Origin of the sequence: Streptomyces sp. NPDC018026, from assembly GCF_044327745.1 — a bacterium.
In the GTDB taxonomy this organism is placed as follows: domain Bacteria; phylum Actinomycetota; class Actinomycetes; order Streptomycetales; family Streptomycetaceae; genus Streptomyces; species Streptomyces rubrogriseus.
The window spans coordinates 125,506-150,793 of record NZ_JBIRFY010000013.1; the positions used below are offsets into that span (position 1 = coordinate 125,506).

22 protein-coding genes are annotated in these 25,288 nt (G+C 72.0%); 15 read left to right on the top strand and 7 right to left on the bottom strand.

Annotated features, from left to right (window positions below; all coding sequences use genetic code 11):
* Position 1: 1 nt before the first annotated feature.
* Complete coding sequence (locus tag ACH4D3_RS31945) at positions 2-517, bottom strand: Lrp/AsnC family transcriptional regulator (protein WP_007444925.1); 516 nt, start codon at positions 515-517, stop codon at positions 2-4.
* A 165-nt stretch (positions 518-682) separates the two neighbouring features.
* On the opposite strand from ACH4D3_RS31945, the gene ACH4D3_RS31950 reads away from it, so the two are divergent.
* Positions 683-2,122 (top strand): gamma-aminobutyraldehyde dehydrogenase, encoded by a 1,440-nt coding sequence (locus ACH4D3_RS31950; protein ID WP_159329331.1) that lies wholly within the window; start codon positions 683-685, stop codon positions 2,120-2,122.
* Positions 2,123-2,307: 185 nt separating this feature from the next.
* Positions 2,308-2,847 carry an HXXEE domain-containing protein gene (locus ACH4D3_RS31955; protein ID WP_398329323.1) on the top strand — a complete coding sequence of 180 codons (540 nt, stop codon included), beginning with the start codon at positions 2,308-2,310 and terminating at the stop codon, positions 2,845-2,847.
* A gap of 12 nt (positions 2,848-2,859) precedes the next feature.
* Here ACH4D3_RS31955 and ACH4D3_RS31960 read toward each other — a convergent pair whose 3' ends face one another.
* Positions 2,860-3,597 carry a glycerophosphodiester phosphodiesterase gene (locus ACH4D3_RS31960; RefSeq protein WP_398329326.1) on the bottom strand — a complete coding sequence of 246 codons (738 nt, stop codon included), beginning with the start codon at positions 3,595-3,597 and terminating at the stop codon, positions 2,860-2,862.
* Positions 3,598-3,627: 30 nt separating this feature from the next.
* On the bottom strand, positions 3,628-4,689 hold the full coding sequence (locus tag ACH4D3_RS31965) for an adenosine deaminase (RefSeq protein WP_164272066.1): 1,062 nt from the start codon (positions 4,687-4,689) through the stop codon (positions 3,628-3,630).
* Between the two features lie 156 nt (positions 4,690-4,845).
* Between ACH4D3_RS31965 and ACH4D3_RS31970 the strand changes: the two genes are divergently transcribed.
* Together ACH4D3_RS31970 and ACH4D3_RS31975 are read left to right on the top strand one after the other, a co-directional pair.
* Positions 4,846-5,538, top strand: a complete 693-nt coding sequence (locus ACH4D3_RS31970) for a DUF4190 domain-containing protein (protein WP_398329329.1) — start codon at positions 4,846-4,848, stop codon at positions 5,536-5,538.
* Positions 5,539-5,596: 58 nt separating this feature from the next.
* On the top strand, positions 5,597-6,046 hold the full coding sequence (locus ACH4D3_RS31975) for a DUF4190 domain-containing protein (RefSeq protein ID WP_398329332.1): 450 nt from the start codon (positions 5,597-5,599) through the stop codon (positions 6,044-6,046).
* A 44-nt stretch (positions 6,047-6,090) separates the two neighbouring features.
* Here the strand turns inward: ACH4D3_RS31975 and ACH4D3_RS31980 are convergent, their stop codons facing one another.
* Positions 6,091-6,732, bottom strand: coding sequence for an NADAR family protein (locus ACH4D3_RS31980; protein ID WP_398329335.1), 642 nt, complete (start codon positions 6,730-6,732; stop codon positions 6,091-6,093).
* Positions 6,733-6,910: 178 nt separating this feature from the next.
* On the opposite strand from ACH4D3_RS31980, the gene ACH4D3_RS31985 reads away from it, so the two are divergent.
* The 8 genes from ACH4D3_RS31985 (at position 6,911) to ACH4D3_RS32020 (ending at position 16,636) form a co-directional block, all read left to right on the top strand.
* A complete protein-coding gene (locus ACH4D3_RS31985) occupies positions 6,911-8,431 on the top strand; it encodes a gamma-aminobutyraldehyde dehydrogenase (protein WP_398329338.1) in 1,521 nt (506 codons plus the stop codon).
* A 55-nt stretch (positions 8,432-8,486) separates the two neighbouring features.
* Entirely contained in the window at positions 8,487-9,734 is a 1,248-nt protein-coding gene (locus tag ACH4D3_RS31990; RefSeq protein ID WP_398329341.1) for a PotD/PotF family extracellular solute-binding protein, read from the top strand.
* A 5-nt stretch (positions 9,735-9,739) separates the two neighbouring features.
* Positions 9,740-10,915 (top strand): ABC transporter ATP-binding protein, encoded by a 1,176-nt coding sequence (locus ACH4D3_RS31995; RefSeq protein WP_398329530.1) that lies wholly within the window; start codon positions 9,740-9,742, stop codon positions 10,913-10,915.
* A complete protein-coding gene (locus ACH4D3_RS32000) occupies positions 10,915-11,850 on the top strand; it encodes an ABC transporter permease (RefSeq protein ID WP_398329344.1) in 936 nt (311 codons plus the stop codon). The genes ACH4D3_RS31995 and ACH4D3_RS32000 overlap by 1 nt, the downstream gene beginning before the upstream one ends.
* On the top strand, positions 11,851-12,651 hold the full coding sequence (locus ACH4D3_RS32005) for an ABC transporter permease (protein WP_136207684.1): 801 nt from the start codon (positions 11,851-11,853) through the stop codon (positions 12,649-12,651). It abuts the gene before it with no gap.
* A gap of 35 nt (positions 12,652-12,686) precedes the next feature.
* Positions 12,687-14,114 (top strand): NAD(P)/FAD-dependent oxidoreductase, encoded by a 1,428-nt coding sequence (locus ACH4D3_RS32010; protein WP_398329347.1) that lies wholly within the window; start codon positions 12,687-12,689, stop codon positions 14,112-14,114.
* Positions 14,115-14,236: 122 nt separating this feature from the next.
* Positions 14,237-14,695: a hypothetical protein gene (locus ACH4D3_RS32015; RefSeq protein ID WP_398329350.1), complete on the top strand. Its 459-nt coding sequence runs from the start codon at positions 14,237-14,239 to the stop codon at positions 14,693-14,695.
* A 108-nt stretch (positions 14,696-14,803) separates the two neighbouring features.
* On the top strand, positions 14,804-16,636 hold the full coding sequence (locus ACH4D3_RS32020; protein WP_398329353.1) for a chitinase: 1,833 nt from the start codon (positions 14,804-14,806) through the stop codon (positions 16,634-16,636).
* On the opposite strand, the gene ACH4D3_RS32025 is transcribed toward ACH4D3_RS32020, so the two are convergent.
* Positions 16,575-17,282, bottom strand: a complete 708-nt coding sequence (locus tag ACH4D3_RS32025; protein WP_398329356.1) for a phosphatase PAP2 family protein — start codon at positions 17,280-17,282, stop codon at positions 16,575-16,577. The genes ACH4D3_RS32020 and ACH4D3_RS32025 overlap by 62 nt on opposite strands.
* A 437-nt stretch (positions 17,283-17,719) precedes the next feature.
* Positions 17,720-19,054 carry a 4-aminobutyrate--2-oxoglutarate transaminase gene (gabT, locus tag ACH4D3_RS32030; protein ID WP_398329359.1) on the bottom strand — a complete coding sequence of 445 codons (1,335 nt, stop codon included), beginning with the start codon at positions 19,052-19,054 and terminating at the stop codon, positions 17,720-17,722.
* Positions 19,055-19,307: 253 nt separating this feature from the next.
* Between gabT and ACH4D3_RS32035 the strand changes: the two genes are divergently transcribed.
* The 3 genes from ACH4D3_RS32035 (at position 19,308) to ACH4D3_RS32045 (ending at position 24,858) form a co-directional block, all read left to right on the top strand.
* On the top strand, positions 19,308-21,443 hold the full coding sequence (locus tag ACH4D3_RS32035; protein ID WP_398329361.1) for an ATP-binding protein: 2,136 nt from the start codon (positions 19,308-19,310) through the stop codon (positions 21,441-21,443).
* A 141-nt stretch (positions 21,444-21,584) separates the two neighbouring features.
* Positions 21,585-23,255, top strand: coding sequence for a PucR family transcriptional regulator (locus tag ACH4D3_RS32040; protein WP_398329364.1), 1,671 nt, complete (start codon positions 21,585-21,587; stop codon positions 23,253-23,255).
* 157 nt (positions 23,256-23,412) lie between these two features.
* The gene (locus tag ACH4D3_RS32045; protein ID WP_398329367.1) at positions 23,413-24,858 is read left to right on the top strand and encodes an aldehyde dehydrogenase family protein; all 1,446 of its coding nucleotides are present in this window, start codon (positions 23,413-23,415) and stop codon (positions 24,856-24,858) included.
* A gap of 9 nt (positions 24,859-24,867) precedes the next feature.
* On the opposite strand, the gene ACH4D3_RS32050 is transcribed toward ACH4D3_RS32045, so the two are convergent.
* Complete coding sequence (locus ACH4D3_RS32050; protein WP_398329370.1) at positions 24,868-25,281, bottom strand: cytidine deaminase; 414 nt, start codon at positions 25,279-25,281, stop codon at positions 24,868-24,870.
* Positions 25,282-25,288 lie beyond the last annotated feature (7 nt).

Sequence of the window (25,288 nt, forward strand, 5' to 3'; positions counted from 1 at the left end):
ATTATCGGGTTCCCCACATATAGGTCTGCTTCTTGAGCTTGAGGTAGACGAAGCTCTCGGTGGAGCGCACGCCGGGCACGGCCCGGATGCGTCGGTTGATGACCTCCAGGAGGTGGTCGTCGTCCTCGCAGACGACCTCCACCATCAGGTCGAAGGAGCCCGCGGTCATCACCACGTACTCGCACTCGGACATCGCCGACAGCGCCTCGGCCACCGACTCCACGTCGCCCTCGACGTTGACGCCGACCATCGCCTGGCGCCGGAAGCCCACCGTGAGCGGGTCCGTGACGGCGACGATCTGCATCACGCCCTGGTCGAGCAGTTTCTGGACGCGCTGGCGCACGGCCGCCTCCGACAGGCCCACGGCCTTGCCGATGGCGGCGTACGGCCGGCGGCCGTCCTCCTGGAGCTGCTCGATGATGGCGAGGGAGACGGCGTCCAACTGGGGACCGCCGTTCCTGGACTCGCGGGAGTCCTTCTGGTCTGCGCTTCGACTGGCCACGGCTTCACTGTGCACGACGTATCGACAGTTTCGCAAGGCCGGATCGATGAAATTCGTTGTCTGAGTCGCTTCAATCTGCGGATATCGCAACGCTGAGGGGAGCGGGGGTGTTGAAAACGTCGGCACTCCGTCTAGGGTGGGTGTCTCAGTCAATGGACACCCGAACTTGGAGGGCCGGCAGTGAGCACCGAGCTGCGTCGTCTGCGCAATTACATCGACGGTGAGTTCCGGGACGCCGCCGACGGACGGACCACGGAAGTGGTCAACCCCGCCACGGGCGAGGCGTACGCGACCGCCCCCCTCTCCCGGGAGGCGGATGTGGACGCCGCGATGGCGGCCGCCGCGGCGGCCTTCCCGGCCTGGCGGGACCTGGTCCCGGCCGAGCGGCAGAAGGCCCTGCTGAAGATCGCGGACGCGTTCGAGGAGCGGGCCGAGGAACTGATCGCGGCCGAGGTGGAGAACACGGGCAAGCCCATCGGGCTGACCCGCTCCGAGGAGATCCCGCCGATGGTCGACCAGATCCGCTTCTTCGCGGGCGCGGCGCGGATGCTGGAGGGCCGCGGCGCCGGCGAGTACATGGAGGGGCTGACCTCCTTCGTGCGCCGCGAGCCGATCGGTGTCTGCGCGCAGGTCGCGCCGTGGAACTACCCGATGATGATGGCCGTGTGGAAGTTCGCCCCGGCCCTCGCCGCGGGCAACACGGTCGTCCTCAAGCCCTCGGACACCACCCCGGCCTCCACGGCCCTGATGGCCGACATCATCGGCTCGATCGTCCCCAAGGGCGTCTTCAACGTCGTCTGCGGCGACCGCGACACCGGCCGCCTGATGGTCGAGCACGAGACCCCGGCGATGGCCTCCATCACCGGCTCCGTGCGGGCGGGCATGTCGGTCGCCGAGTCGGCGTCGAAGGACCTCAAGCGGGTCCACCTGGAGCTGGGCGGCAAGGCGCCGGTCGTGGTCTTCGAGGACACCGACATCCCCAAGGCCGTCGAGGGCATCTCGGAGGCGGGCTACTTCAACGCCGGGCAGGACTGCACCGCCGCCACCCGCGTGCTGGTGCACGAGTCGGTCCACGACGAGTTCGTGAGCGCGCTCGCCAAGGCCGCGTCCGAGATCAAGACCGGACAGCCGGACGACGAGGACGTGCTGTACGGCCCGCTGAACAACCCGAACCAGCTCAAGCAGGTCTCCGGGTTCATCGAGCGCCTGCCCGCGCACGCCAAGGTCGAGGCGGGCGGCCACCGGGTCGGCGACAAGGGCTACTTCTACGCCCCGACCGTCGTCTCCGGCCTCAAGCAGGACGACGAGATCATCCAGCAGGAGGTCTTCGGGCCGGTCATCACCGTCCAGTCCTTCCGCGACGAGGACCAGGCCGTCGAGTGGGCCAACGGCGTGGAGTACGCGCTGGCCTCCTCGGTGTGGACCAAGGACCACGGCCGCGCGATGCGGATGTCCAAGAGGCTGGACTTCGGCTGCGTGTGGATCAACACCCACATCCCGCTGGTCGCCGAGATGCCGCACGGCGGCTTCAAGAAGTCCGGCTACGGCAAGGACCTGTCGGGCTACGGCTTCGAGGACTACACGCGGATCAAGCACGTGATGACGTCGCTGGACATGTGACCCCACACATGTGATCCCACGCATGTGACCCCACGCATGTGACCCCACGCGGTGCGCGCGGCCCCGGACGGACCTCCCCGGTCTCCGTCCGGGGCCGCGGCGCGTGCGCGGTCGACCCGTCCGGGGGGCCGACGGAGTCCGCGAAGCGGTGGAACGGGATCGTGGGGGTGTAGCAGACTGATCATGTGATGAATTCATCGAGTGATGAAGGGGTCGAGGGCGCGGTCACGCTGGGACTGCTGGCCGCCTGGGTCCTGCACGACCTCGAAGAGCTGACCACCGTGCCGGGCTGGTGGCGACGCAACCTCCCCGCCCTGCGCGAGCGGTACCCGACCGTGCCGGAGGCCGTGTGGCGGCGGGCCGGTTCGGTCGACGGGCGGGAGTTCGCGGTGGCGGTCGGCGCGATGGCCGCGGTCGTGGCCTCCGCGTCCGTGGCCGGACGGCTGACCGGCGGCCGCTCGGCCACGTACCAGGCCGCGCTCAACGCCTTCGGCCTGCACGGCCTGGTCCACCTCGCGCAGGCGGGCCTGGTGCGCGGCTACACGCCGGGGTCGGCTACCTCGCCGCTGATCGTCGTCCCCTTCACCCTCTGGGCCCGCCGACGCCTGCGCCGCGCCGGAGTCCTGCGCGCCACCCGCCCGCGCGATCTCGCTGTGGGGCTGGGCTTCGCGGCGGCGGCGACCGTCGCGTCGCACGCGGTGGCGCGACGGCTGACGAGGGGCTGACGGCCCGCCCGGCTACCGCGGCGCGGCCGGGGTGAGGGGGGACCCCACCCCGGCCGCGCCCCGGTCGCGCAGCGCGCACAGCACGTCGATGCGGTTGGTGGTGATCGAGTCGACGCCCGCGGCGCGCAGCCGGCGCATGGTGCGGCGGGTGTCGGGGGTCCAGGCGGAGAGCAGGAAGCCGTCGCGGTGGACGCGCTCGGCCAGGGCCCGGTCCACCAGTCCGAAGCGGTAGTTGAGCCACCGGGGCCGGACCGCCGCGAGCAGCGCGGGCCGGGGCGGGGCCGCCGTGGTCCAGGTCATGGCGATCTCGGCGGCGGGGTCGGCGGCCCGTACGGCGAGCATGGCGGCGGCGCCCGCCGTGTAGTACACCCGGTCCCGCGCGCCGCACTCGCGGACCACGTCCACGACGCGCCGCACGGCCCGCTCGCCGGGACCGCCCGGCAGGTCCAGCATCAGCCGGCTGCCCTCGGTCGCGGCCAGCGCCTCGGCGAGCGTCGGCACGCCGCCCGCGGTCAGCCCGCGCACCTCCTCGGCCGACAGGGAGCGCAGCGGCCGGTCCTGCTGCCACAGGCGCTTCAGCGTCTCGTCGTGCAGCAGCACCGGCACCCCGTCCCGGGTGAGGCGTACGTCGGTCTCGACCGCGTCCGCGCCGCGCTCCAGGGCGGAGCGCAGCGAGCCGAGCGTGTTCTCGCGGTGCCGGTAGGGGTCGCCGCGGTGGGCGACGGCGGTCAGGGCGCGCGGGGTGTCCATGGTGGGGGCAACTCTCGGTGGGCGAGATTCTCAGGAGGCGAGCCAGGCGGCGGTGTACGTGTCGATCTCGTCGGCGATCCGGGCCTTGCCCGGCGCGTCGAGGAAGGAGGCCTCGACCCCGTTCTTCGCGAGGTCGGCGAGGCCGCGCTCGTCGAGGCCGAGGAGGCGGGCCGCGACGGCGTACTCGTTGTTGAGGTCGGTGCCGAACATGGGCGGGTCGTCGGAGTTGATCGTCACCAGGACGCCGGCGCGGGTGAACTCCTTGATCGGGTGCTCGTCCAGGGTGCGCACCGCGCGGGTGGCGATGTTGGAGGTCGGGCACACCTCCAGCGGGATGCGCCGCTCGGCGAGGTGGGCGAGGAGCTTCGGGTCCCGGGCGGAGCTGGTGCCGTGCCCGATGCGTTCGGCGCGCAGGTCGGTGAGGGCGTCCCACACGGTCTGCGGGCCGGTCGTCTCGCCGGCGTGCGGCACCGAGTGCAGGCCCGCGGCGATCGCGCGGTCGAAGTACGGCTTGAACTGCGGGCGGGCCACCCCGATCTCGGGTCCGCCGAGGCCGAAGGAGACCAGGCCCTCCGGGCGCAGCCGGTCGTCGGTGGCCAGCCGCGTCGTCTCCTCGGCGGACTCCAGACCGGCCTCGCCCGGGATGTCGAAGCACCAGCGCAGCACGGTCCCGAACTCGGCCTCGGCCGCCTTGCGGGCGTCCTCGATCGCGTCCATGAAGGCGCCCTCGTCGATGCCGCGCCGGGTGGAGGAGAACGGTGTGATGGTCAGCTCGGCGTAGCGCACCTGCTGCCGGGCCATGTCCCGGGCCACCTCGTAGGTCAGCAGCCGGACGTCCTCCGGGGTGCGGATCAGGTCGACCACGGACAGGTACACATCGATGAAGTGCGCGAAGTCCGTGAACGTGAAGTAGTCGACCAGGGCCTCGGGGTCGGTGGGGACCTTGGAGTCGGCGTGGCGCGCGGCCAGTTCGGAGACGATGCGCGGGGAGGCGGAGCCGACGTGGTGGACGTGCAGTTCGGCCTTCGGCAGTCCGGCGATGAAGGCGTGCAGATCGCGCGGGACGTCGGGGTCGACGAGGTGCTCGGTCAAGGGTTCCTCCCCAGGGCGGTGCCCCGGGCCGCGCGGGGCGGCGGTGGGGCACGGGTGATCGGCTGATCGGTCGTTCGGGGATCATCGTAGGCCGGTCTCACGCCCGGCGGCCCGGGACCGTAGCATGGCGGCACGAACGACCTGGGGGGACAGGACATGACGGACGCGACAAGGCCGGAGGGGGAGTCCTCCGGCGGGAACGACCCCTGGGCGCCCCCGGAGAGCGGGCCGTCCCTGGACAAGGGCCCCGGTGCCGGTGCCGGTGCCACTGCCGGGCAGCCGCAGCAGCCGCCCCAGCAGTCGCAGCCGCCCGCCTCGGACGCGCCGCCCCCCTGGCAGCCGCCGCCGGGCGTGCACGACCAGGCCACGGTCACGTCGATGCCCGGCGCCGGGTTCACCGGCCCCGAGTCCGCGGTGCCGCCGCCGCCCCTCGCGCCCGGTGGCCCCGGTGCCCCGGGCGGGTACGGCTACCCCGGATACGGCCAGGGCTACGGCTGGCCCGGCATGCAGATGCCCCCGCAGAACGGGCTCGGCACCGCGTCGATGGTGCTGGGCATCCTCGCCTGCGCGCTGTTCTGCCTGTACGGCGTGGTCTCGGTGGTACTGGGCATCCTCGCCGTGGTCTTCGGCATCAAGGGCCGCCGGAAGGCGGAGAGCGGCCTGGCCAACAACCACGGGCAGGCGCAGGCCGGATTCGTCATGGGCATCGTGGGCATCGTGCTCGGTGTAGCCGTGATCGTGCTGATCGCCATCGGGATCACCGCCGCGATCAACGAGGACTCGGACTACGACGACCCCTACTACGGCTCCTCGCGCCCCGTGCCCGTCTCCGTGGCGGCGGAGAGCTGAGCTCCTCCTCGCAGGGTTGCCTCTACGATGTCAAGTTCCAACGAGGGGAGAGCAGTTCATGTCGTACTCCAATCCCGGACCCGGGGGATACGGGCCGCCGCCGCAGCCGGGGCAGCAGCCCGCTGGGGGCTACGCGTACCCGCAGTCCGCGCCCGGGTACGGCTATCCGAACCAGGGGGCCGCGTACCCGGCCGCCCCGCCGGTGGGCTACCCGCAGGGGCCCGGCTACGGCATGCCGATGCAGCCGAGCAACGGCATGGGGACCACGGGACTGGTCCTTGGCATCATCGGCGTGGTGTGCAGCCTGACCTTCTTCCTCTGGTTCTTCGGCGTGATCCTCGGCATCCTCGGCATCATCTTCGGCACGATCGGCCGGGGGAAGGCCACCCGCGGTGAGGCCACCAACAAGGGCTCCGCGACCGCCGGTCTCGTGCTCGGCATCACGGCCACGGTGATCCTGCCGCTGCTCGGCTTCCTCGCCTTCGCGAGCCTGATGAGCGTGGCCTGAGCCAGGCGCCGGTGGGGGCGGCCCGGGGCCGCCCCCTCACTCACTCACCCGCCCGCGCGCAGCCGCTCCCTGGCCGCCATCAGCGCGAAGCCCAGCAGATTCGGTCCCCGCCAGCGCTCCGGGTCCGCCGCCGCCTCGTCGTCCGCGGCGAGGCCGATGCCCCACACCCGGTCCACGGGGCTCGCCTCCACGAGCACTCTCCCGCCCGTGGCCAGCAGGAACTCACGCAGCGCCGGGTCCGCGGCGAACTTGTGGACACTGCCCTCCACCACGATCCGGAAGCGCTCCCGCTCCCACACCGCCTCGTCGAAACCGCGCACGAGCCGGCCCGCCTTCTTCGCCCCGGCGGGATGAGCGGCCGCCAGCACCCGCCGCTCGGCCTCCGCGTCCCCGAAGAGCCGGGCCTTGCCCGCCATCATCCAGTGCTCGGCCGTCGCGTACTCCACCCCGGCCACCGTGAACGGCGACGGCCACCACTGGCTCAGACAACTCGGCCCGAGCCTGCCGTCCGGGAGCGGCCGGTGCCCCCAGAAGCACAGGTACTTGATCCGCTCGCCGGCCCGGACCCGGGCGACCAGCGCCTCCCGGCTGTCCGCGCCCACCGCTGTCCCCGCGCTCTCCCGCGCCTCCGTGCTCCGCGCCGCCCCCGTGATCTTCTCCATGCACGCGAGTGTGGCACGCACCACTGACAGTCCGTCCGGCCTTTTCCGTGGCGACTCGACACCTGGTCGACAGATTCCGTCGCGTAACCAAATGGCAACAACGGAATCACTTGTTGGAGGCCTAGTGCTCTGTCAGGATCGGCACTCACATCGAGCCTGAGCCACGCCGGCCCCCGCCACGGGGAGACCGAGGAGAGCCGACATGCACAACCCGGGCAACGCCACCCCGGACCGATTCCCGGCCCAGGACCGCTTCGCGGACGGGGCCCAGTACATCGCGGGCCGTCTCACGAAGGGCACCTCCGGACGGACGCACACCGTCGTCGACCCGGCCACCGGCGAGGACGTCCTGACCTACGAGCTCGCCGGACCCGACGACGTCGACGCGGCCGTCGCCGCCGCACGGGCGGCGTTCCCCGGCTGGGCCGGTGCCACCCCAGGCGAGCGCTCCGACGCCCTGCACCGGTTCGCCGCCGTCCTCGCCGAGCGCGCCGAGGACTTCGCCCGCGCGGAGTCCCTGCAGTGCGGCAAGCCGCTGAAGCTGACCCGCGAGTTCGACGTGCCGGGCACGGTCGACAACGCGGCCTTCTTCGCCGGAGCCGCCCGGCACCTCCAGGGGCAGTCGGCGGGGGAGTACTCCGGCGTCCGCCGCGAGCCGATCGGCGTGGTCGGGTCGATCGCGCCGTGGAACTACCCACTCCAGATGGCCGCCTGGAAGATCCTCCCGGCGATCGCCGCGGGCAACACCATCGTGCTCAAGCCCGCCGAGATCACCCCGCTGACCTCCCTGATGTTCGCCCAGGCCGCTACCGGGGCCGGTATTCCGGACGGCGTGATCAACATCGTCAGCGGCACCGGACGGGAGGCCGGCGAGCACCTCGTCGGCCACCCCGACGTCGCCATGACCTCCTTCACCGGGTCCACCGCCGTCGGCAAGCGCGTCGCCGAGGTCGCCACCGCCACCGTCAAGCGGCTCCACCTGGAACTCGGCGGCAAGGCCCCCTTCCTCGTCTTCGACGACGCCGATCTCGACGCCGCCGTCCACGGCGCGGTCGCGGGCGCGCTCATCAACACCGGCCAGGACTGCACGGCCGCCACGCGCGCGTACGTGCAGCGCCCCCTCTACGAGGCGTTCGTCGAGAAGACCGCCGCTCTTATGGACACCGTCCGCGTCGGCGACCCCTTCGCCCCCGGCACCGACCTCGGCCCGCTGGTCAGCCACGTCCAGCGGGACCGCGTCGCCGCCTTCGTCGACCGCGCCCGCTCCTACGCGCGCGTGGTGACCGGCGGCGAGGCCCCGCAGGACGACCTCAAGGACGGCGCCTACTACCGGCCCACCCTGATCGCCGACGCCGCCCAGGACAGCGAGGTCGTCCAGTCGGAGATCTTCGGACCCGTCCTGGTCGTGCTGCCCTTCGACACCGACGACGAGGGCATCCGGCTGGCCAACGACACGCCGTACGGGCTCGCGGCCTCCGCCTGGAGCCGGGACGTGTACCGCGCGAACCGCGCCACCCGCGAGATCAAGGCGGGCTGCGTGTGGATCAACGACCACATCCCGATCATCAGCGAGATGCCGCACGGCGGATACCGGGCGTCCGGCTTCGGCAAGGACATGTCCGCCTACTCCTTCGAGGAGTACACGCAGGTCAAGCACGTCATGTTCGACAACACCGCGGTGGCGGCCAAGGACTGGCACCGCACCGTCTTCGGGGACCGATAGTCACGACGAGAGGCCGCCGACCACGGCCGACCCACCCGAAAGGGCAACCACGCGCATGGAGCAGTACGAGCCAGACCGCCTGTCCCCGGCCCAAGTGGCCGCCGTGCGGCGCTCACTCAGGAGCGGCAGGGCCGCCCTCACCCGCCGTTCGCTGCTGCGCGCCTCCACCGGCGGCGCGCTCGCGGTCGGGGGACTGGGCCTGCTGAGCGGCTGCGGCATCCCGGCGGCCGGCAAGTCCGAGGGCGGCGTGTCCGCCGAGGACCACTCCAAGGAGGAGAAGCAGGTCCGCTTCTCCAACTGGACCGAGTACATGGACGTCGACGAGAGCGGCAGGCGGCACCCCACGCTGGAGGCGTTCACCAAGCGCACCGGCGTCAAGGTCACGTACACCGAGGACATCAACGACAACAGCGAGTTCTTCGGCAAGATCCAGCCGCAGCTCGCCGCGGGCCAGGAGACCGGCCGCGACATCATCGTCCTCACCGACTGGCTGGCCGCCCGTCTGATCCGCCTCGGGTGGGTCCAGAAACTGGACCCGGCCAACCTGCCGCATGCCTTCGCCAACCTGTCGCCCCAGTTCCGCACCCCCGACTGGGACCCCGGCCGCGCCTACTCCTACCCGTGGCAGGGCATCTCCGCCGTCATCGCCTACAACAAGAAGGCCCTGGACGGCGTCGAGGTGAAGTCCGTCTCCGACCTGCTCGACAACCCGAAGCTCAAGGGCCGGGTCGGCTTCCTCACCGAGATGCGCGACACCATGGGCATGACGCTGCTCGACATGGGCAAGGACCCGGCCCGCTTCACCGACGACGACTACGACGCGGGGATCGCCCGGCTCCAGAAGGGCGTCGACCGCGGTCAGATACGCCGCTTCACCGGCAACGACTACACGTCCGACCTCAGCAAGGGCGACTTCGCGGCCTGTCTGGCCTGGGCCGGTGACGTCGTCCAGCTCAAGGCCGACAACCCCGACATCGACTTCGTCATCCCGGACAGCGGCTACGTCACGTCCAGCGACAACATGCTGATCCCCAACAAGGCACGGCACAAGACCAACGCCGAACGGCTCATCGACTACTACTACGAGCCGGGCCCGGCCGCGGAACTCGCCGCCTACATCAACTTCGTCTGCCCCGTCGACGGCGTGAAGGACGACCTGGCGAAGATCGACGAGGCCGCGGCGAACAACCCGCTGATCATTCCCGACCAGGCCATGCAGGCCAAGTCGCACTCCTTCCGCTCCCTGAGTTCGAAGGAAGAGACGGCATACGAAGAGAAGTTCGCGAAGCTCACCGGGGCGTGACGACGATGACGACCAACACGACGAAGAACCAGACGGCCGCGACGGACGGCGGCGGCGACGTCCGCCTCACCGGCATCAGCAAGACCTACGGCTCCTTCACCGCCGTGCACCCGCTCGACCTGACCGTGCCCCAGGGGTCCTTCTTCGCCCTGCTCGGCGCCTCCGGCTGCGGCAAGACCACCACCCTGCGCATGATCGCCGGACTGGAGGAGCCGAGCGGCGGCACCGTCCACCTCGGCGACCAGGACGTGACCGCGCTGCCGCCCTACAAGCGGCCGGTCAACACGGTCTTCCAGTCCTACGCCCTCTTCCCGCACCTGGACATCTACGAGAACGTCGCCTTCGGTCTGCGCCGGCGTGGCATCAAGAGCGTGAAGAAGCAGGTCGGCGAGATGCTCGACCTGGTGCAGCTCGGCGAGCAGGCACGCAAGAAGCCGCACCAGCTCTCCGGCGGCCAGCAGCAGCGCGTCGCCGTCGCCCGCGCCCTGATCAACCACCCCGAGGTGCTGCTCCTCGACGAACCCCTCGGCGCCCTCGACCTCAAGCTGCGCCGCCAGATGCAGCTGGAGCTCAAGCGCATCCAGACCGAGGTCGGCATCACCTTCGTGCACGTCACCCACGACCAGGAGGAGGCCATGACGATGGCCGACCAGGTCGCCGTGATGAACGCGGGCCGCGTCGAGCAACTGGGCGCCCCCGCCGACCTGTACGAGAACCCGCGGACCACGTTCGTCGCCAACTTCCTCGGCACCTCCAACCTCATCGAGGCCGAGGTCGACACCCGCAGCGGAGACGACGTCGTCGTGAAGGCGGCCGGTGACAAGCTCGTCCTGCCCGGCGCCCGGTGTTCCGCCCCGGCGAAGACGGGCGGCAAGGTCCTGGTCGGGGTCCGCCCCGAGAAGATCAGCCTCACCCACGCGGACGACGCGGGCGCCATCCCCGAGGGCCGCAACCGCGTCACCGGCAGGATCGGCAGCACGAGTTTCATCGGCGTCTCCACCCAGTACGTGGTCGACTGCGCCGCCTGCCCCGAGTTCGAGGTGTACGCCCAGAACATCGACCGCGACCCCCGTCTCGCGCCCGGCGCCGAGGTCGTCCTGCACTGGAACCCGGCGCACACCTTCGGGCTCGACGCCGAACAGGACATCGACGCGGGCATCTCCGAGGGCGAGGCCGCCTGATGTCCACCCTCACCGAGGCGCCACCGCCCCCGACTCCGACCCCGGCCGCGCCCGAGCACAGGCCCCCGCGCAAACGCGGCCGCTGGACGCCGTACTGGCTGCTGCTGCCCGGCATCCTGTGGCTGGTCGTGTTCTTCGCGGCGCCGATGCTCTACCAGGCCTCCACCTCCGTGCAGACGGGCTCGCTGGAGGCGGGCTACAAGGTCACCTGGCACTTCGTGACCTACTGGGACGCGATCTCCGAGTACTGGCCGCAGTTCCTGCGCTCGGTCGCCTACGCGGCCTCCGCGACCGTGCTGTGCCTGCTGCTCGGCTACCCGCTCGCGTACCTCATCGCCTTCCGCGCGGGCCGCTGGCGCAATCTGATCATGATCCTGGTGATCGCGCCGTTCTTCACCAGCTTCCTGATCCGCACCCTGGCCTGGAAGACGATCCTCGCGGACGGCGGGCCGGTGGTCGGAGCCCTGAACACGCTGCACGTCCTGGACGTGACCAGCTGGCTCGGCTGGACCTCCGGCGACCGCGTGCTGGCCACGCCGCTCGCGGTGGTCTGCGGTCTGACGTACAACTTCCTGCCCTTCATGATCCTGCCGCTCTACACCTCCCTGGAGCGCATCGACGGCCGGCTGCACGAGGCGGCGGGGGATCTGTACGCCAAGCCGTCCACCGTCTTCCGCAAGGTCACCTTCCCGCTGTCGATGCCGGGCGTCGTCTCCGGCACCCTGCTGACCTTTATCCCGGCCACCGGCGACTACGTCAACGCCTCCCTGCTGGGCTCGGCCGACACCGGAATGATCGGAAACGTGATCCAGTCGCAGTTCCTGCGGGTGCTGGACTATCCGACGGCGGCGGCGCTCTCGTTCATTCTGATGGCGGCGATTCTCGCCATGGTCACCTTCTACATCCGCAAGTCGGGGACGGAGGATCTGGTTTAGATGGCCTTCGTCAACTGGTTCAAGCGCCATGTGGTCGTCATCGCCGGGCTGCTGACGCTCGCGTATCTCCTGCTGCCCAATGTCGTCGTCACGGTGTTCTCGTTCAACAAACCGAACGGGCGATTCAACTACGAATGGCAGCAGTTCTCCACGGACGCCTGGAAGGACCCGTGCGGGGTCGCCGGGCTGTGCGGCTCGCTCTCGCTCAGCCTCCAGATCGCCCTCTGGGCGACACTGGGCGCCACCGCGCTCGGCACCGCCATCGCCTTCGCGCTGGTCCGCTACCGCTTCCGCGCCCGGGGCGCGATCAACTCGCTGATCTTCCTGCCGATGGCGATGCCCGAGGTCGTGATGGCCGCCTCGCTGCTCACCCTCTTCCTCAACATGGGTGCTCAGCTGGGCTTCTGGACGATCCTGATCGCCCACATCATGTTCTGCCTCAGCTTCGTCGTGACGGCCGTCAAGGCGCGCGTGATGTCGATGGACCCGCGCCTGGAGCAGGCGGCGCAGGACCTGTACGCCGGTCCCTTCCAGACCTTCGTGCGGGTCACGCTGCCCATCGCCGCACCCGGCATCGCAGCCGGCGCGCTGCTCGCCTTCGCGCTGTCCTTCGACGATTTCATCATCACCAATTTCAACGCGGGTTCGACCGTCACCTTCCCCATGTTCGTGTGGGGATCGGCCCAGCGCGGAACGCCCGTTCAGATCAATGTCGTCGGTACGGCCATGTTCGTGATCGCCGTACTGTTCGTCCTGGTCTCCATGGTCATCGGCAACCGCCGAAACCGCCGCAAGGCATGAAGCACATCGGTTTGTCTTCGTAGGGAGTTGAAATCATGGCCCCTGGCGCCATGAGCCGCAGCAACGACTGGACGAAATCCCTTTCCGACGCCCAGCCGGTCCCGTTCTGGCTGGACGACCCCGGCCGTCCCCGCCCCGAGGCCGCCCTCACCGGCGCCGAGACCTGCGACGTGCTGGTCGTGGGCGGCGGATACAGCGGGCTGTGGACCGCGCTGATCGCCAAGGAGCGCGACCCGGAGCGGGACGTGGTGCTGATCGAGGGCCGCGAGGTGGGCTGGGCCGCCTCCGGCCGCAACGGCGGCTTCTGCGCGGCCTCCCTCACCCACGGGCTGTCCAACGGCCTCACCCGCTGGCCGGACGACATCCACCGGCTGGAGGAGCTGGGCGCCCGCAACCTCGACGCGATCGAGGCGGCGGTCGCCCGCCACGGCCTCGACTGCGACTTCGAGCGCACCGGCGAGATCGACGTCGCCACCGAGTCCCACCAGGCCCGGGAACTGGCGGACTGGTACGAGGAGATCCGCGCCAAGGGCCTCGCCGAGGGCATCGAGTACCTGGACGCCGAGGCCGTACGGGAGCAGGTCGACTCACCGACCTTCCGGGCCGGCCTGTGGGACCGGCGGGGCGTGGCGATGGTCAACCCCGCCAAGCTGGCCTGGGGCCTCAAGCGGGCCTGCCTCGCGCTCGGCGTACGCGTCTACGAGCGCACTCCCGCGCTCACCCTCAAGCCGCACGGCGCCGGCATGGCCGTACGCACCCCCTACGGCGGGGTCCGCGCCCGCACGGTCGCGCTCGGCACCAACGTCTTCCCGAACCTGGTCCGGCGGGTGCGCCCGTACACCGTCCCCGTGTACGACTACGCGCTGATGACCGAGCCGCTCGGTGCGGAACAACTGGCCTCGATCGGGTGGAAGAACCGGCAGGGACTCGGCGACAGTGCCAACCAGTTCCACTACTTCCGCCTGTCGTCAGACAACCGCATCCTGTGGGGCGGCTACGACGCCGTCTACCCCTACGGCGGCCGGGTGCGCGCCGAGTACGACCACCGCCCGGAGACCTACGCCAAGCTCGCCGGACACTTCTTCACCTGCTTCCCGCAGCTGGAGGGTGTCCGCTTCACCCACGCCTGGGGCGGTGCCATCGACACCTGCTCGCGCTTCTCGGCGTTCTTCGGCACCGCGCACCGGGGCAGGGTGGCGTACGCGGCCGGGTACACCGGCCTGGGTGTGGGCGCGACCCGGTTCGGCGCCGAGGTGATGCTCGACCTGCTGTCGGGGGAGCGCACCGAGCGCACGGAACTGGAGATGGTGCGCACGAAGCCGCTGCCGTTCCCGCCCGAGCCGTTCGCCTGGACCGGCATCGCGCTCACCAAGTGGTCGCTGGCCCGCGCGGACGCGCACGGCGGGAGGCGCAACCTGTGGCTGCGGACGATGGACAAGCTGGGGCTGGGCTTCGACAGTTAGCGACCGCCGCCCATGTGATCCGGTTCACCCCAACGATGTACCGCAACCCGCGTAATGCGGGCGGGCGACCGCCCTCTCCCTCGTGACGCATCCCGCGTCGACGAGTGAAAGGGAGGTTTCACATGCCTGGTGCGAAGACGGCGGTCGCGTGGCTGGCATCCGTCGCACCGGATCCCGGGTCCTGCCGCCGGGACTGGGAGCGCGACCCCTCGGGCGTCGCGCTGCTGCCCGCCGGCAAGGCCTGGGACGTGCTCATCCTGCCGAGCAGGCTCGGCTATCCGACCCTGGACGTGCTCTCCCGCGTCCTGGACCAGCCAGGACCGGTGCTCGCCGACTTCGGCGACGCGCGCACGGGCTTCTTCGTGCCGGCCGGCACGGCGGCCCGCTGGCTGGGCACCGGCATCCGGACCGCCGGGCTCGGCACCTGGATCGTGGTGCCCCACCCCGGCGGGCTGTCGTCCGGCGGCACCCGCTGGCTGATCCCGCCGGACGGGACCGGGACCCTCACCGACCCCTCGCTCCTGGAGCTGGCGATGCACGAGGCGGCGGCGGCTCTCGCGGTGCAGGAGAACGAGGGGTAGCGGCAGATGAGGTACAGGTGAGGTGCGCAAGGGGTTGACAACAGAATTGGTCTGGACCAAATTGGGCGCGCTCCACCCTCCCCATCTCCCCCATGTCCGGAGGTACTTGTGGAACGCGCACACGTACAACGCGCCAGACCTCTCGCCCGCCGCCCCCTCGTCACCCTGCTCACGGCCGCGGCCCTCGCCGCGTCCGGCCTGACCGCGCTCACGTCGGCCGCCCGTGCGGCCGACGCGGACCTCGCCCGCAACGGCGGCTTCGAATCCGCGCTCGACGGCTGGACCTGTACCGCGGGCACCACCGTGACCTCGCCCGTGCACGGCGGCACGTCGGCCCTGAAAGCCACCCCGGCCGGCTCCGACAACGCCCGCTGCTCGCAGACGGTGTCCGTCAAACCGGACTCCCAGTACACGCTCTCCGGATATGTCCAGGGCACCTACGTCTACCTCGGCGCGAGCGGCACCGGCACCACCGACGTCTCCACCTGGGCCCAGTCCGCCCCCGACTGGCAGCAGCTGACGACCACCTTCCGCACCGGCCCCTCGACCACCAAGGTCACCATCTACACCCACGGCTGGTACGGCACCGGCGCCTACCACGCCGACGACATCTCCCTCACCGGCCCGGGCGGCGAGACGCAGCAGCCCCCGGCGGTCCCCGGCGGCCTGAAGACCGGCTCGGTGACCTCCTCCAGCGTCGCCCTGTCCTGGTCACCGGTGCCGGGCGCGACGGGCTACGCCGTCTACCGCGACGGCGCCAAGGTCAGCACGGTCACCGGCACCTCCACCACCGTGTCCGGCCTGACCCCGTCGACGGCGTACTCCTTCCAGGTCACCGCGGTCAACGACGCGGGCGAGTCGGCGCGCTCCGCCACGGTCACCGCGACCACCGCCCAGCGCCCGGACGACGGCGGCGGCTCCTCCGACCTCCCGGCCCACGCCCTGGTCGGCTACCTCCACGCCAGCTTCGCCAACGGCTCCGGCTACACGCGCATGGCCGACGTGCCCGACAGCTGGGACGTCATCGACCTGGCCTTCGGCGAGCCCACCTCGGTCACCTCCGGCGACATCCGCTTCGAGCGGTGCCCGGTCGCCGAGTGCCCGAACGTGGAGAGCGACGCCGAGTTCAAGGCGGCGATCAAGGCCAAGCAGGCGGCCGGCAAGAAGGTGCTGATCTCCATCGGCGGCCAGAACGGCCAGGTGCAGCTCACCAGCACCGCCGCCCGCGACAAGTTCGTCTCCTCCGTCTCCGCGATCATCGACGAGTACGGCCTGGACGGCCTCGACATCGACTTCGAGGGCCACTCGCTCTCCCTGAACGCCGACGACACGGACTTCAAGAACCCGAAGACTCCCGTCATCGTCAACCTCATCTCGGCCGTGAAGACCCTGAAGGCCAAGTACGGCGACGGCTTCGTGCTGACCATGGCGCCCGAGACCTTCTTCGTCCAGCTCGGCTACCAGTACTACGGCACCGGCAAGTGGGGCGGCCAGGACCCGCGGGCCGGGGCCTACCTGCCCGTGATCCACGCCCTGCGCGACGACCTGACCCTGCTGCACGTGCAGGACTACAACTCCGGCTCGATCATGGGCCTCGACAACCAGTACCACTCCATGGGCGGCGCCGACTTCCACATCGCCATGACCGACATGCTGCTCACCGGCTTCCCGGTCGCGGGCGACGCGAACAACGTCTTCCCGCCGCTGCGCCCGGACCAGGTCGCGATCGGCATGCCGGCCTCCACCCAGGCGGGCAACGGCCACGTCTCGCCGGCCGAGGTCAACAAGGCGCTGAACTGCCTGACCAAGAAGACCGACTGCGGCTCGTACGCCACCCACGGCACCTGGCCGGACCTGCGCGGCCTGATGACGTGGTCGATCAACTGGGACCGCTACTCGAACTGGGAGTTCCAGAAGAACTTCGACGCGTACTTCGGCTGACGTCCGGCGGGGTCCGGTTTCCGGGCGGGGTCCGGCGGACCACCAGCCGGACCCCGCTCAGCAGCACCGCTCCCAGGCACCAGCTCGCCACCACGTCCAGGGGCCAGTGGTAGCCCCGCCGCACCAGCCCGTAGGAGGTGCCGAGCACCAGCAGGGCGCACAGCACGACCAGCGTCCGGCGTACGGCCGGCGCGCGCAGCCGCCCGAGCAGCAGCACTGTCGCCGCGCCGTACGCGACGACCGCCGTGGCGGTGTGGCCCGAGGGGTAGTAGCCGACCGCGGGCGGCACCGCCGGGGTGCCGGGGCGGTCGGTCCACTCCTTCAACGGGGCGACCAGCGCGGGCACCAGCATCATCGCCAGGGCCCCGGCCAGCGGCGGCAGCCACCAGCGGTCCGCCCCCGCGGCACGCCCGCGCCACGCCGTGTACGCCAGCGCCACGACGAGAACGGGCACGGCCACCGGCACGTTGCCCAGGTCGGACAGCAGCTCGGAGAACCGGTCGGGGTCGACGAGCACCCTGCTCAGCCGCTCGTCCACCGCGACCAGCGGGCCGTCGGCGAGAACCTGCCAGGTGATCAGCGCGAAGAGAAGCAGGGCGAGCCCGACGAGGGCGGGCAGGGTGCGGGGAGGAGCGGAGTCCGGCATGACGCCCAGCTTCGCAGGCCCGCCGTCGCGTGCGAAGAGACACCGAAGGGCCGGCACAAGGGGGGGGAGTGTGTCGGCCCTTCGGTGAACCACCGTCCCGAGTGCCGAGGCGGCCGTCCTGACCGGAACGCCGCGCGCCCCGGGGGGTTTGGGGCGGGCGACCGTCCGATCGGTGAGGAAGCCGGAACCCGTGGGCTCCGGTTGTGTGCGCGAGGCACGACCAGGTCGAAGCCGGGGAAGCCTCGTCCTGATGATCCGCCCACAGTCCCCTGTGGGCGGGTGTATCTCTCATCTGCGTAGAACCTACGGCAGGGGGTGCGCTCAGGACAGGTCCATCGGCGTCCTGACATCCACCCCGCACACGTTCTTCACACGCTCTGCCGCTCGCTCCGCCAGGCGTGCGAAACGGGGCTCGGATGCGCGTTCGGCACTCGTGCTCAGACGCGGGTGAACGCCTGCTCGATGATGTCGAGACCCTCGTTCAGCAGGTCCTCCCCGATCACCAGCGGGGGCAGAAAGCGCAGCACGTTGCCGTAGGTGCCACAGGTCAGGACCAGCAGCCCCTCCTGGTGGCAGGCCTTGGCGAGCGCGGCCGTCGCCTCCGGGTTCGGCTCCTTGGTGCCGCGGTCCTTGACCAGCTCGATCGCGATCATCGCGCCGCGGCCCCGGACGTCGCCGATGACGTCGAACTTCTCGGCCATGGCGGCCAGGCGGGACTTCATGACCGCCTCGATGGCCTTCGCCCGGGCGTTGAGGTCCAGCTCCTTCATCGTCTCGATGGCACCGAGCGCGCCCGCGCACGCCACCGGGTTGCCGCCGTAGGTGCCGCCGAGGCCACCGGAGTGCGCGGCGTCCATGATCTCGGCGCGGCCGGTGACGGCGGACAGCGGCAGACCGCCCGCGATGCCCTTCGCCGTCGTGATCAGGTCCGGGACGATGCCCTCGTCCTCGCAGGCGAACCACTGACCGGTGCGGCAGAAGCCGGACTGGATCTCGTCCGCGACGAAGACGATCCCGTTGTCCGCGGCGAACCGGCTGATCGCGGGCAGGAAGCCCTTGGCCGGCTCGATGAAGCCGCCCTCCCCGAGCACCGGCTCGATGACGATCGCGGCCACGTTCTGGGCGCCGACCTGCTTGGTGATCTGGTCGATCGCCTGCGCGGCGGCCTCCGGACCGGCGTTCTCCGCACCCGTGGGCCAGCGGTAGCCGTAGGCGACCGGCACGCGGTACACCTCGGGCGCGAACGGACCGAAGCCGTCCTTGTACGGCATGTTCTTGGCGGTCAGTGCCATCGTCAGGTTGGTCCGGCCGTGGTACCCGTGGTCGAAGACGACCACGGCCTGCCGCTTGGTGTACGCCCGCGCGATCTTGACGGCGTTCTCGACCGCCTCGGCGCCGCTGTTGAACAGCGCCGACTTCTTCGCGTGGTCGCCGGGCGTCAGCTCGGCCAGCGCCTCGGCGACGGCGACGTAGCCCTCGTACGGCGTGACCATGAAACAGGTGTGGGTGAAGTCGGCGAGCTGCGCGGACGCCTTGCGCACGACGGCCTCGGCGGAGGCGCCGACGGAGGTCACCGCGATGCCGGAACCGAAGTCGATCAGGCGGTTGCCGTCGACGTCCTCGATGACACCGCCACCGGCGCGCGCGACGAAGACGGGCAGCGTGGAGCCCACACCCTGCGCGACCACGGCCGTACGGCGGGCCTGCAGCTCCTGCGACTTCGGGCCGGGGATGGCGGTGACGACGCGGCGCTCCTGCGGAAGTGCGGTCATGGGGGGCTCCTGGGGTCGTGCGGGCGAACGCTTGACTTCTTTTCTCGCAGGCTAGGACCGGTGCCGTGGGGTGGGCATGCTCCATGTGGGCGTTGTCCGAACGGCCGCTTGTCCGACATGGACAGGTGCCGGGAACGGCGACATATGGACACGTCGGCGCGGGCCCGGCCGCGTAAGCGGTGAACTCCCCTTGCAAGGGCGTTAGATTGGCTCGCTGATGGTGGACGGAGCGGCAGGTCAGGGGGCAAGGGCGATGGACGGCGACGGGACCCGGGACGCGCGGGGCACGCATGCGAATCCGGTGCCGCGTCCGGCGGGTCCCCCGGAGGTGCCCGCGAAGCCCCCCGAGGCACCCGCGGTGCCGCCCCGGCCGGCGCGGGCACCCGGGACCTCGGACGGTTCGGCCTTCCTGACCTGGCTGCGCACCCCGCGCCCCCAGGCCCTGCCCGGCGTGTGGCGGTTCGGACACCGGCCGCGGCCCGAGGAGGAGCCCGAGCGGGTGCCGGGCCGGCAGCTGCTGAGCGGCGCGGTGATCGCGTTCCTGGTCGGCTGGCTGATCTGGTCGCTGCTCTGGAACGGCTACCTGGGCGGCTGGTGGCTGCTGCCCCTCTACGCGATGATCCCGGACTCCTGGGCCGAGCCCCACAGCTTCACCTCGGTCGTGGTCGTCTACGCCTACTACGTCCTGATCGCCGGCATCATCATGGTCGGCGTCGGGCGGCTCGGCCGCTGGGGCGAGATCTGGCGGCGCTACGGCCCGCCCGCCTGGCGCCGCGCCGTCCCCCGCGCGGTGCCCCCGCCCGCCGCCGAGGAGGACCCCGCCGCCTGGCCCGCGCTCCGTGCGGCCGGTGCCCACGACGCCGCCGAGCGGCTCGCCGCCGACGCCCGCTCGGGACTCATGCGGGACGTGGACCACGCCCGCATCGCCCGCGCCTGGCAGGGCGTGCAGCGCGGCCGGCACAGCCTCGCCACCTTCACCGGAGCCGTGCTCAGCCACGGCTCCGCCGCCTGCCCGCACCCCTCCGGCGCCCGCGACCTGCCCGCCCGGCAGGCCCGGCACGACCTCGTCACCGGCCAGGTGCGCATCGGCACGGCCGCCGACGACGCCCGCAACCCCTACGCCTACCGCGGCGCCGGTCTCGCCCTCGGGCCCGACCTGCTCGGCACCTCGCTGCTCGCCGTCGGACCCGCGGGCTCCGGCAAGACCGGCAGCCTGGTGCGTCCGCTCACCGAATCGCTGTGCCTGCACGCGCTCGCCGGGCGCGCCGCGGTCGTCGTGGTCGGCGCCGCGGGTGCGGACCTCGGCCCGACGGACGCCTACGACGTCGTCGTCCGCATCGGCAACCCGGACTCCGTGTACGACCTGGACCTGTACGGCGGCACCACCGACCCCGACGAGGCCGCCGTCGTACTCGCGGAGGCCCTGGTCGGCGACCTCACCGACCAGCACCAGGGCGGCGACACCCGCCGCTCCACCACCGTCCTCGCCCAGTTGCTCGGCCCCTTCCGCGCGGTCCACGGCCGCTTCCCCGGCGTGCCCGAACTGCGGCAACTGCTGGACGGCGCGCCCGGACCGCTGGCCGAGCTGCGCGAGGGACTGCGCGCGGCCGGGCAGGAGTCCCTGCTGCGCGAGCTGGACGCGCGCGAGCGGCAGCAGGGCCGGCCCGGCGACGTGGGAGGCGTCCTGGCCGACCGGGTGGCGCTCCTGGACCGCCCCGCCTTCGCCCCCTTCTTCGACACCTCCGGACAGTCCCGGCCCTTCTCCCTCAAGGCCCTCGACCACCCGGTGCGGGTCCGCATCGACCTGCCCCAGCGCGGCCACGCCGACGCCTCGCGGATGCTGGCGAGGCTGGTGCTCGCCCAGTTCACGGCGAGCGTCTCGGTGCGGGAGGACCGCTCGCTGTTCGCCTGCCTGGTGCTGGACGACGCGAGCGGCGTGGTGACGCCGGAGGCGGTGCGGGGCGTGCAGCGGCTGCGCTCGGCCGGTGCCGGCGTGGTCCTGACCCTGCGCACCCTGGACGACGTACCGCGCCCGTTGCGCGGGCCGCTGCTCGGGGCCATCGGGTGCCGGATGGCGCTGTCCGGGCTCACCCCCTGGGACGGGCAGGACTTCGCCGAGGTGTGGGGCAAGGAGTGGACCGAGGCCCGCGACGTCACCGACCGGCAGATCATCGCCGAGACCCCGGCGGGCAAGGCCGTGCACATGCTCCGCCGGGTGATCACCGGCAAGGCGCCCACCGCGCGCGCGGTGACCGTCCGCCAGGTCGAGCGGGAGCGATGGTCGGCCTCCGAGCTGGCGCACGCCGTGCCGGCCGGGCACGCGGTGCTGTCGCTGACCAGCGTCAAGGGAGAGCACGCGCCGCCGCTGCTGGTGGATCTGCGCGGGTGAGCCGTACGGGCCACGGGCGGGCACCCGGGACCGTACAGTGAGGCAGAATCGACACAGGTCGTTCATACGCGGCGGCCAAAAGATCACAGAGACTCCACACCGCCCCGCGCCCCCGACGCAGACCCCGAAGGCCCAGGCCCCATGCCCCCCACGCTCGCCTCGCTCGTCCACCACTCGGCGCTCAAGCTGACCGTGCGCGCCGGCGAGGACCGCCTCGACGTGCCGGTGCGCTGGGCCCACGTCAGCGAACTCGCCGACCCCGTGCCCTACATGGAGGGCGGGGAGCTGCTGCTGATCACCGCCCTCAAGCTGGACGCCGAGGACCCCGAGGCGATGCACCGGTACGTCAAGCGGCTGGCGGGCGCGGGAGTGGTGGGCCTCGGCTTCGCCGTCGGGGTCAACTACGACGACGTCCCCGAGGCGCTGGTGGACGCCGCCCGGCAGGAGGGGCTGCCGCTGCTCGAAGTGCCGCGCCGCACCCCCTTCCTCGCCATCAGCAAGGCCGTCTCCGCCGCCATCGCCGCCGACCAGTACCGCGCGGTCACGGCCGGCTTCGCCGCTCAGCGGGAGCTGACCCGGCGGACCCTCACCGAGGGCCCGGAGGGGCTGCTGGCCGCGCTCGCCGCGCAGGTCGACGGCTGGGCGGCGCTGTACGACGCCTCGGGCGCCGTCGTCGCCACCGCACCGGAGTGGGCGGGCCGCAGGGCCGCCCGGCTCACCGCGGACGTGCAGCGGCTGCGCGAGCGCCCCGCCCCGGCCTCGTCGGTGGTCGGCGGAGCGGGGAACACCGAGCACCCCGAGAACGCCGACCGGGTCGAGCTGCACTCCCTCGGCACCTCCCGCAGGCCCCGCTCCGCGCTCGCCGTCGGCACCGCCGCGGCCCTCGGCACCGCCGAGCGGTACGCCGTCCACTCCGCCATCGCCCTGCTGACCCTCACCACGGAGCGCTCCCGCTCCCTGCACGAGGCCGGACTGCGCATCGACGCGGCCGTGCTGCGCATGCTGCTGGCCGGTGAACCCGACCACGCGCGCACGGTCGCCGGGGACCTGTACGGCGGGCTGCTGGACGCGCCGTTCCGGATGATCGTCGCCGAGTCGGGGGCGGCCAGGAACAGGGCCTCCGCCACGGCCGTGCACACCGCCGCCGGGACGGGCGGCGACCCCGGCGGCGACCCGCTCGGCACCCTCGGCACCCTCGGCGCGCTCGCCGAAGCGGCGGAGTCCGCGGCGGCCCGCTCCGGCGAGGCGGTGCTGGTCGTCCCCGACGGGGAACGCCTGGTGGTGCTGGCCACCGACGGGGGCGCGGCCGTCGCCGCCTGCGTCGAGCACGCCTCGGCGCTGGAGGCCGCCCGCCCGGCCTCCGAGCCCCTCGCGGGCGGCGACGAGGAGAGCCTGGTCGTCGGGCTCTCGGCGCCGTCCGGGCCCATCGCCGCCTCCGCCGCCTACAAGCAGGCCCAGCAGGCTCTCTCGGTGGCCCGCCGGCGAGGCCGCGTCTGCGTGGAGCACGAGCACGTGGCGGCGGGCTCGGTCCTGCCGCTGCTCGCCGACGACGCGGTGCGCGCCTTCGCCGACGGCCTGCTGCGGGCGCTGCACGAGCACGACGCCACCGGCCGGGGCGACCTGGTCGCCTCGCTGCGCGCCTGGCTCTCCCGCCACGGCCAGTGGGACGCGGCCGCCGCCGACCTCGGCGTCCACCGCCACACCCTGCGCTACCGGATGCGCCGGGTGGAGGAGATCCTCGGCCGCTCCCTGGACGACCCGGACGTCCGCATGGAGCTGTGGCTGGCCCTGAAGGCGACGGCGCCGGAGTAGCGCCCCCGGAGCGGTACCCCCACCTGGCCACCGCGTCGAACACCGCCCATCCACCACTACACCCTGGACAAGCATTCGCCAACCCGCTCCGCCCTACCGTGGACCCCGCACGGCGCACACACCACCACCCCCAACGCGGAAGGGCCGGGACTCGACAATGACTTCCACCCACGGCTTCTGGCTCGCCGGCCGACAGGCCACCGGCGAGTCCGACTTCGACGTCACGTCCCCCTGGGACGGCACCACCGTCGGCACGGTGAGCCTGCCCACCGACGCCCAGGTCGAGGAGGCGGTGGCCGCCGCGTACGCCGTACGGGACGAGTTCGCCGCCACCCCCGCCCACGTACGGGCCGCCGCCCTCGACCACGTCAGCCGCCGCCTGGTGGAGCGCACCGAGGAGATTGCCCGCCTGATCTCCGCCGAGAACGGCAAGCCCGTCAAGTGGGCCCGCGGCGAGGTCGGCCGCGCCGTTTCCGTGTTCCGGTTCGCCGCCGAGGAGGCCCGCCGTTTCAACGGCGGCGAGGCCCAGCGCCTGGACACCGACGCCGGCGGCCAGGGGCGCCTCGCGCTCACCCGACGCTTCCCCAAGGGCGTGGTCCTCGGCATCGCGCCCTTCAACTTCCCGCTCAACCTGTGCGCCCACAAGATCGCCCCCGCGATCGCGGCAGGCGCGCCCATCATCCTCAAGCCGGCCCCCGCCACCCCCCTCTCCGGCCTCGTCCTCGGCGAACTCCTCGCCGAGACCGAGCTGCCGGCCGGCTCCTGGAGCGTCCTCCCGGTGCCGAACGACCGCATGCCCGCCCTCGTCCAGGACGAGCGCCTGCCGGTCATCTCCTTCACCGGCTCCGAGACCGTCGGGTACGCGATCATGGACTCGGTGCCGCGCAAGCACTGCACGCTGGAACTGGGCGGCAACGGCGCGGCCGTCGTCCTCGGCGACTGGGCGAGCGACGAGGACCTGGACCGTGCCGCGGCGCGCATCGCGACGTTCTCCAACTACCAGGGCGGCCAGTCCTGCATCTCCGTGCAGCGCGTGATCGCCGACGCCGCCGTCTACGACCGCCTGCTGCCCCGCATCGTCGCCGCCGTCGAGGCCCAGGTCGACGGCGACCCGAACGACGACGCGACGGACGTCGGCCCGCTGGTCAGCGAGGCCGCCGCCGAGCGCGTGGAGGCGTGGGTGCGGGAGGCCGTCGACGCGGGCGCGAAGCTCCTCACCGGCGGCAGGCGCGACGGCGCCGCCTACGCCCCGACCGTCCTCACCGAGCTGCCCGCCGAGACCACGATCGCCCGCGAGGAGGTCTTCGGCCCCGTCCTCAGCGTGCGGAAGGTGACCGGCGAGGCCGAGGCCTTCGCCGCCGTCAACGACTCCAAGTACGGCCTCCAGGCAGGTGTGTTCACCCACGACCTCCAGGCCGCCTTCCGCGCCCACCGCGCCCTGGAGGTCGGCGGCGTCGTCATCGGCGACGTCCCCTCCTACCGCGCCGACCAGATGCCGTACGGCGGTGCCAAGCAGTCCGGCGTCGGCCGCGAGGGTGTGAAGTTCGCGATGGACGACTACACCTACGAGCGGGTGCTGGTCCTCACCGGACTCGCGCTCTGACGTCCGGTCTCATCCGGCGTCGAGCTGGTGGTCCGCCCAGACGTACGTCTCGGGCAGCAGGTCGGTGACGGGGACCGCGCGCACGCGGTCGCCGTCACCGACGATCACCTTGAGCCCGGGAAAGTAGTCGAGCAGGACCTGGCGGCACCGGCCGCACGGCGGGACGACCCCCCGCTCGCGGTCGCCGACGGCGACGATCGTCTCCAGTTCGTACGCGCCCTGCGCCGCCGCCGCGCCGACGACGACCAGCTCGGCGCAGGGGCCGCCCGTGAAGTGGTAGGCGTTGACGGCCGTGACGATCCGGCCGTCCCGGGCACGGGCCGCGGCCGCCATCGTGTGCCGGTCGCCCCGGCAACGGGTGCGGGCCACGTGCGCCGCGGCCTCGATGAGTTCGTGGTCGACGGGGTTGGTCTGCGAGGTCATCGTCTTC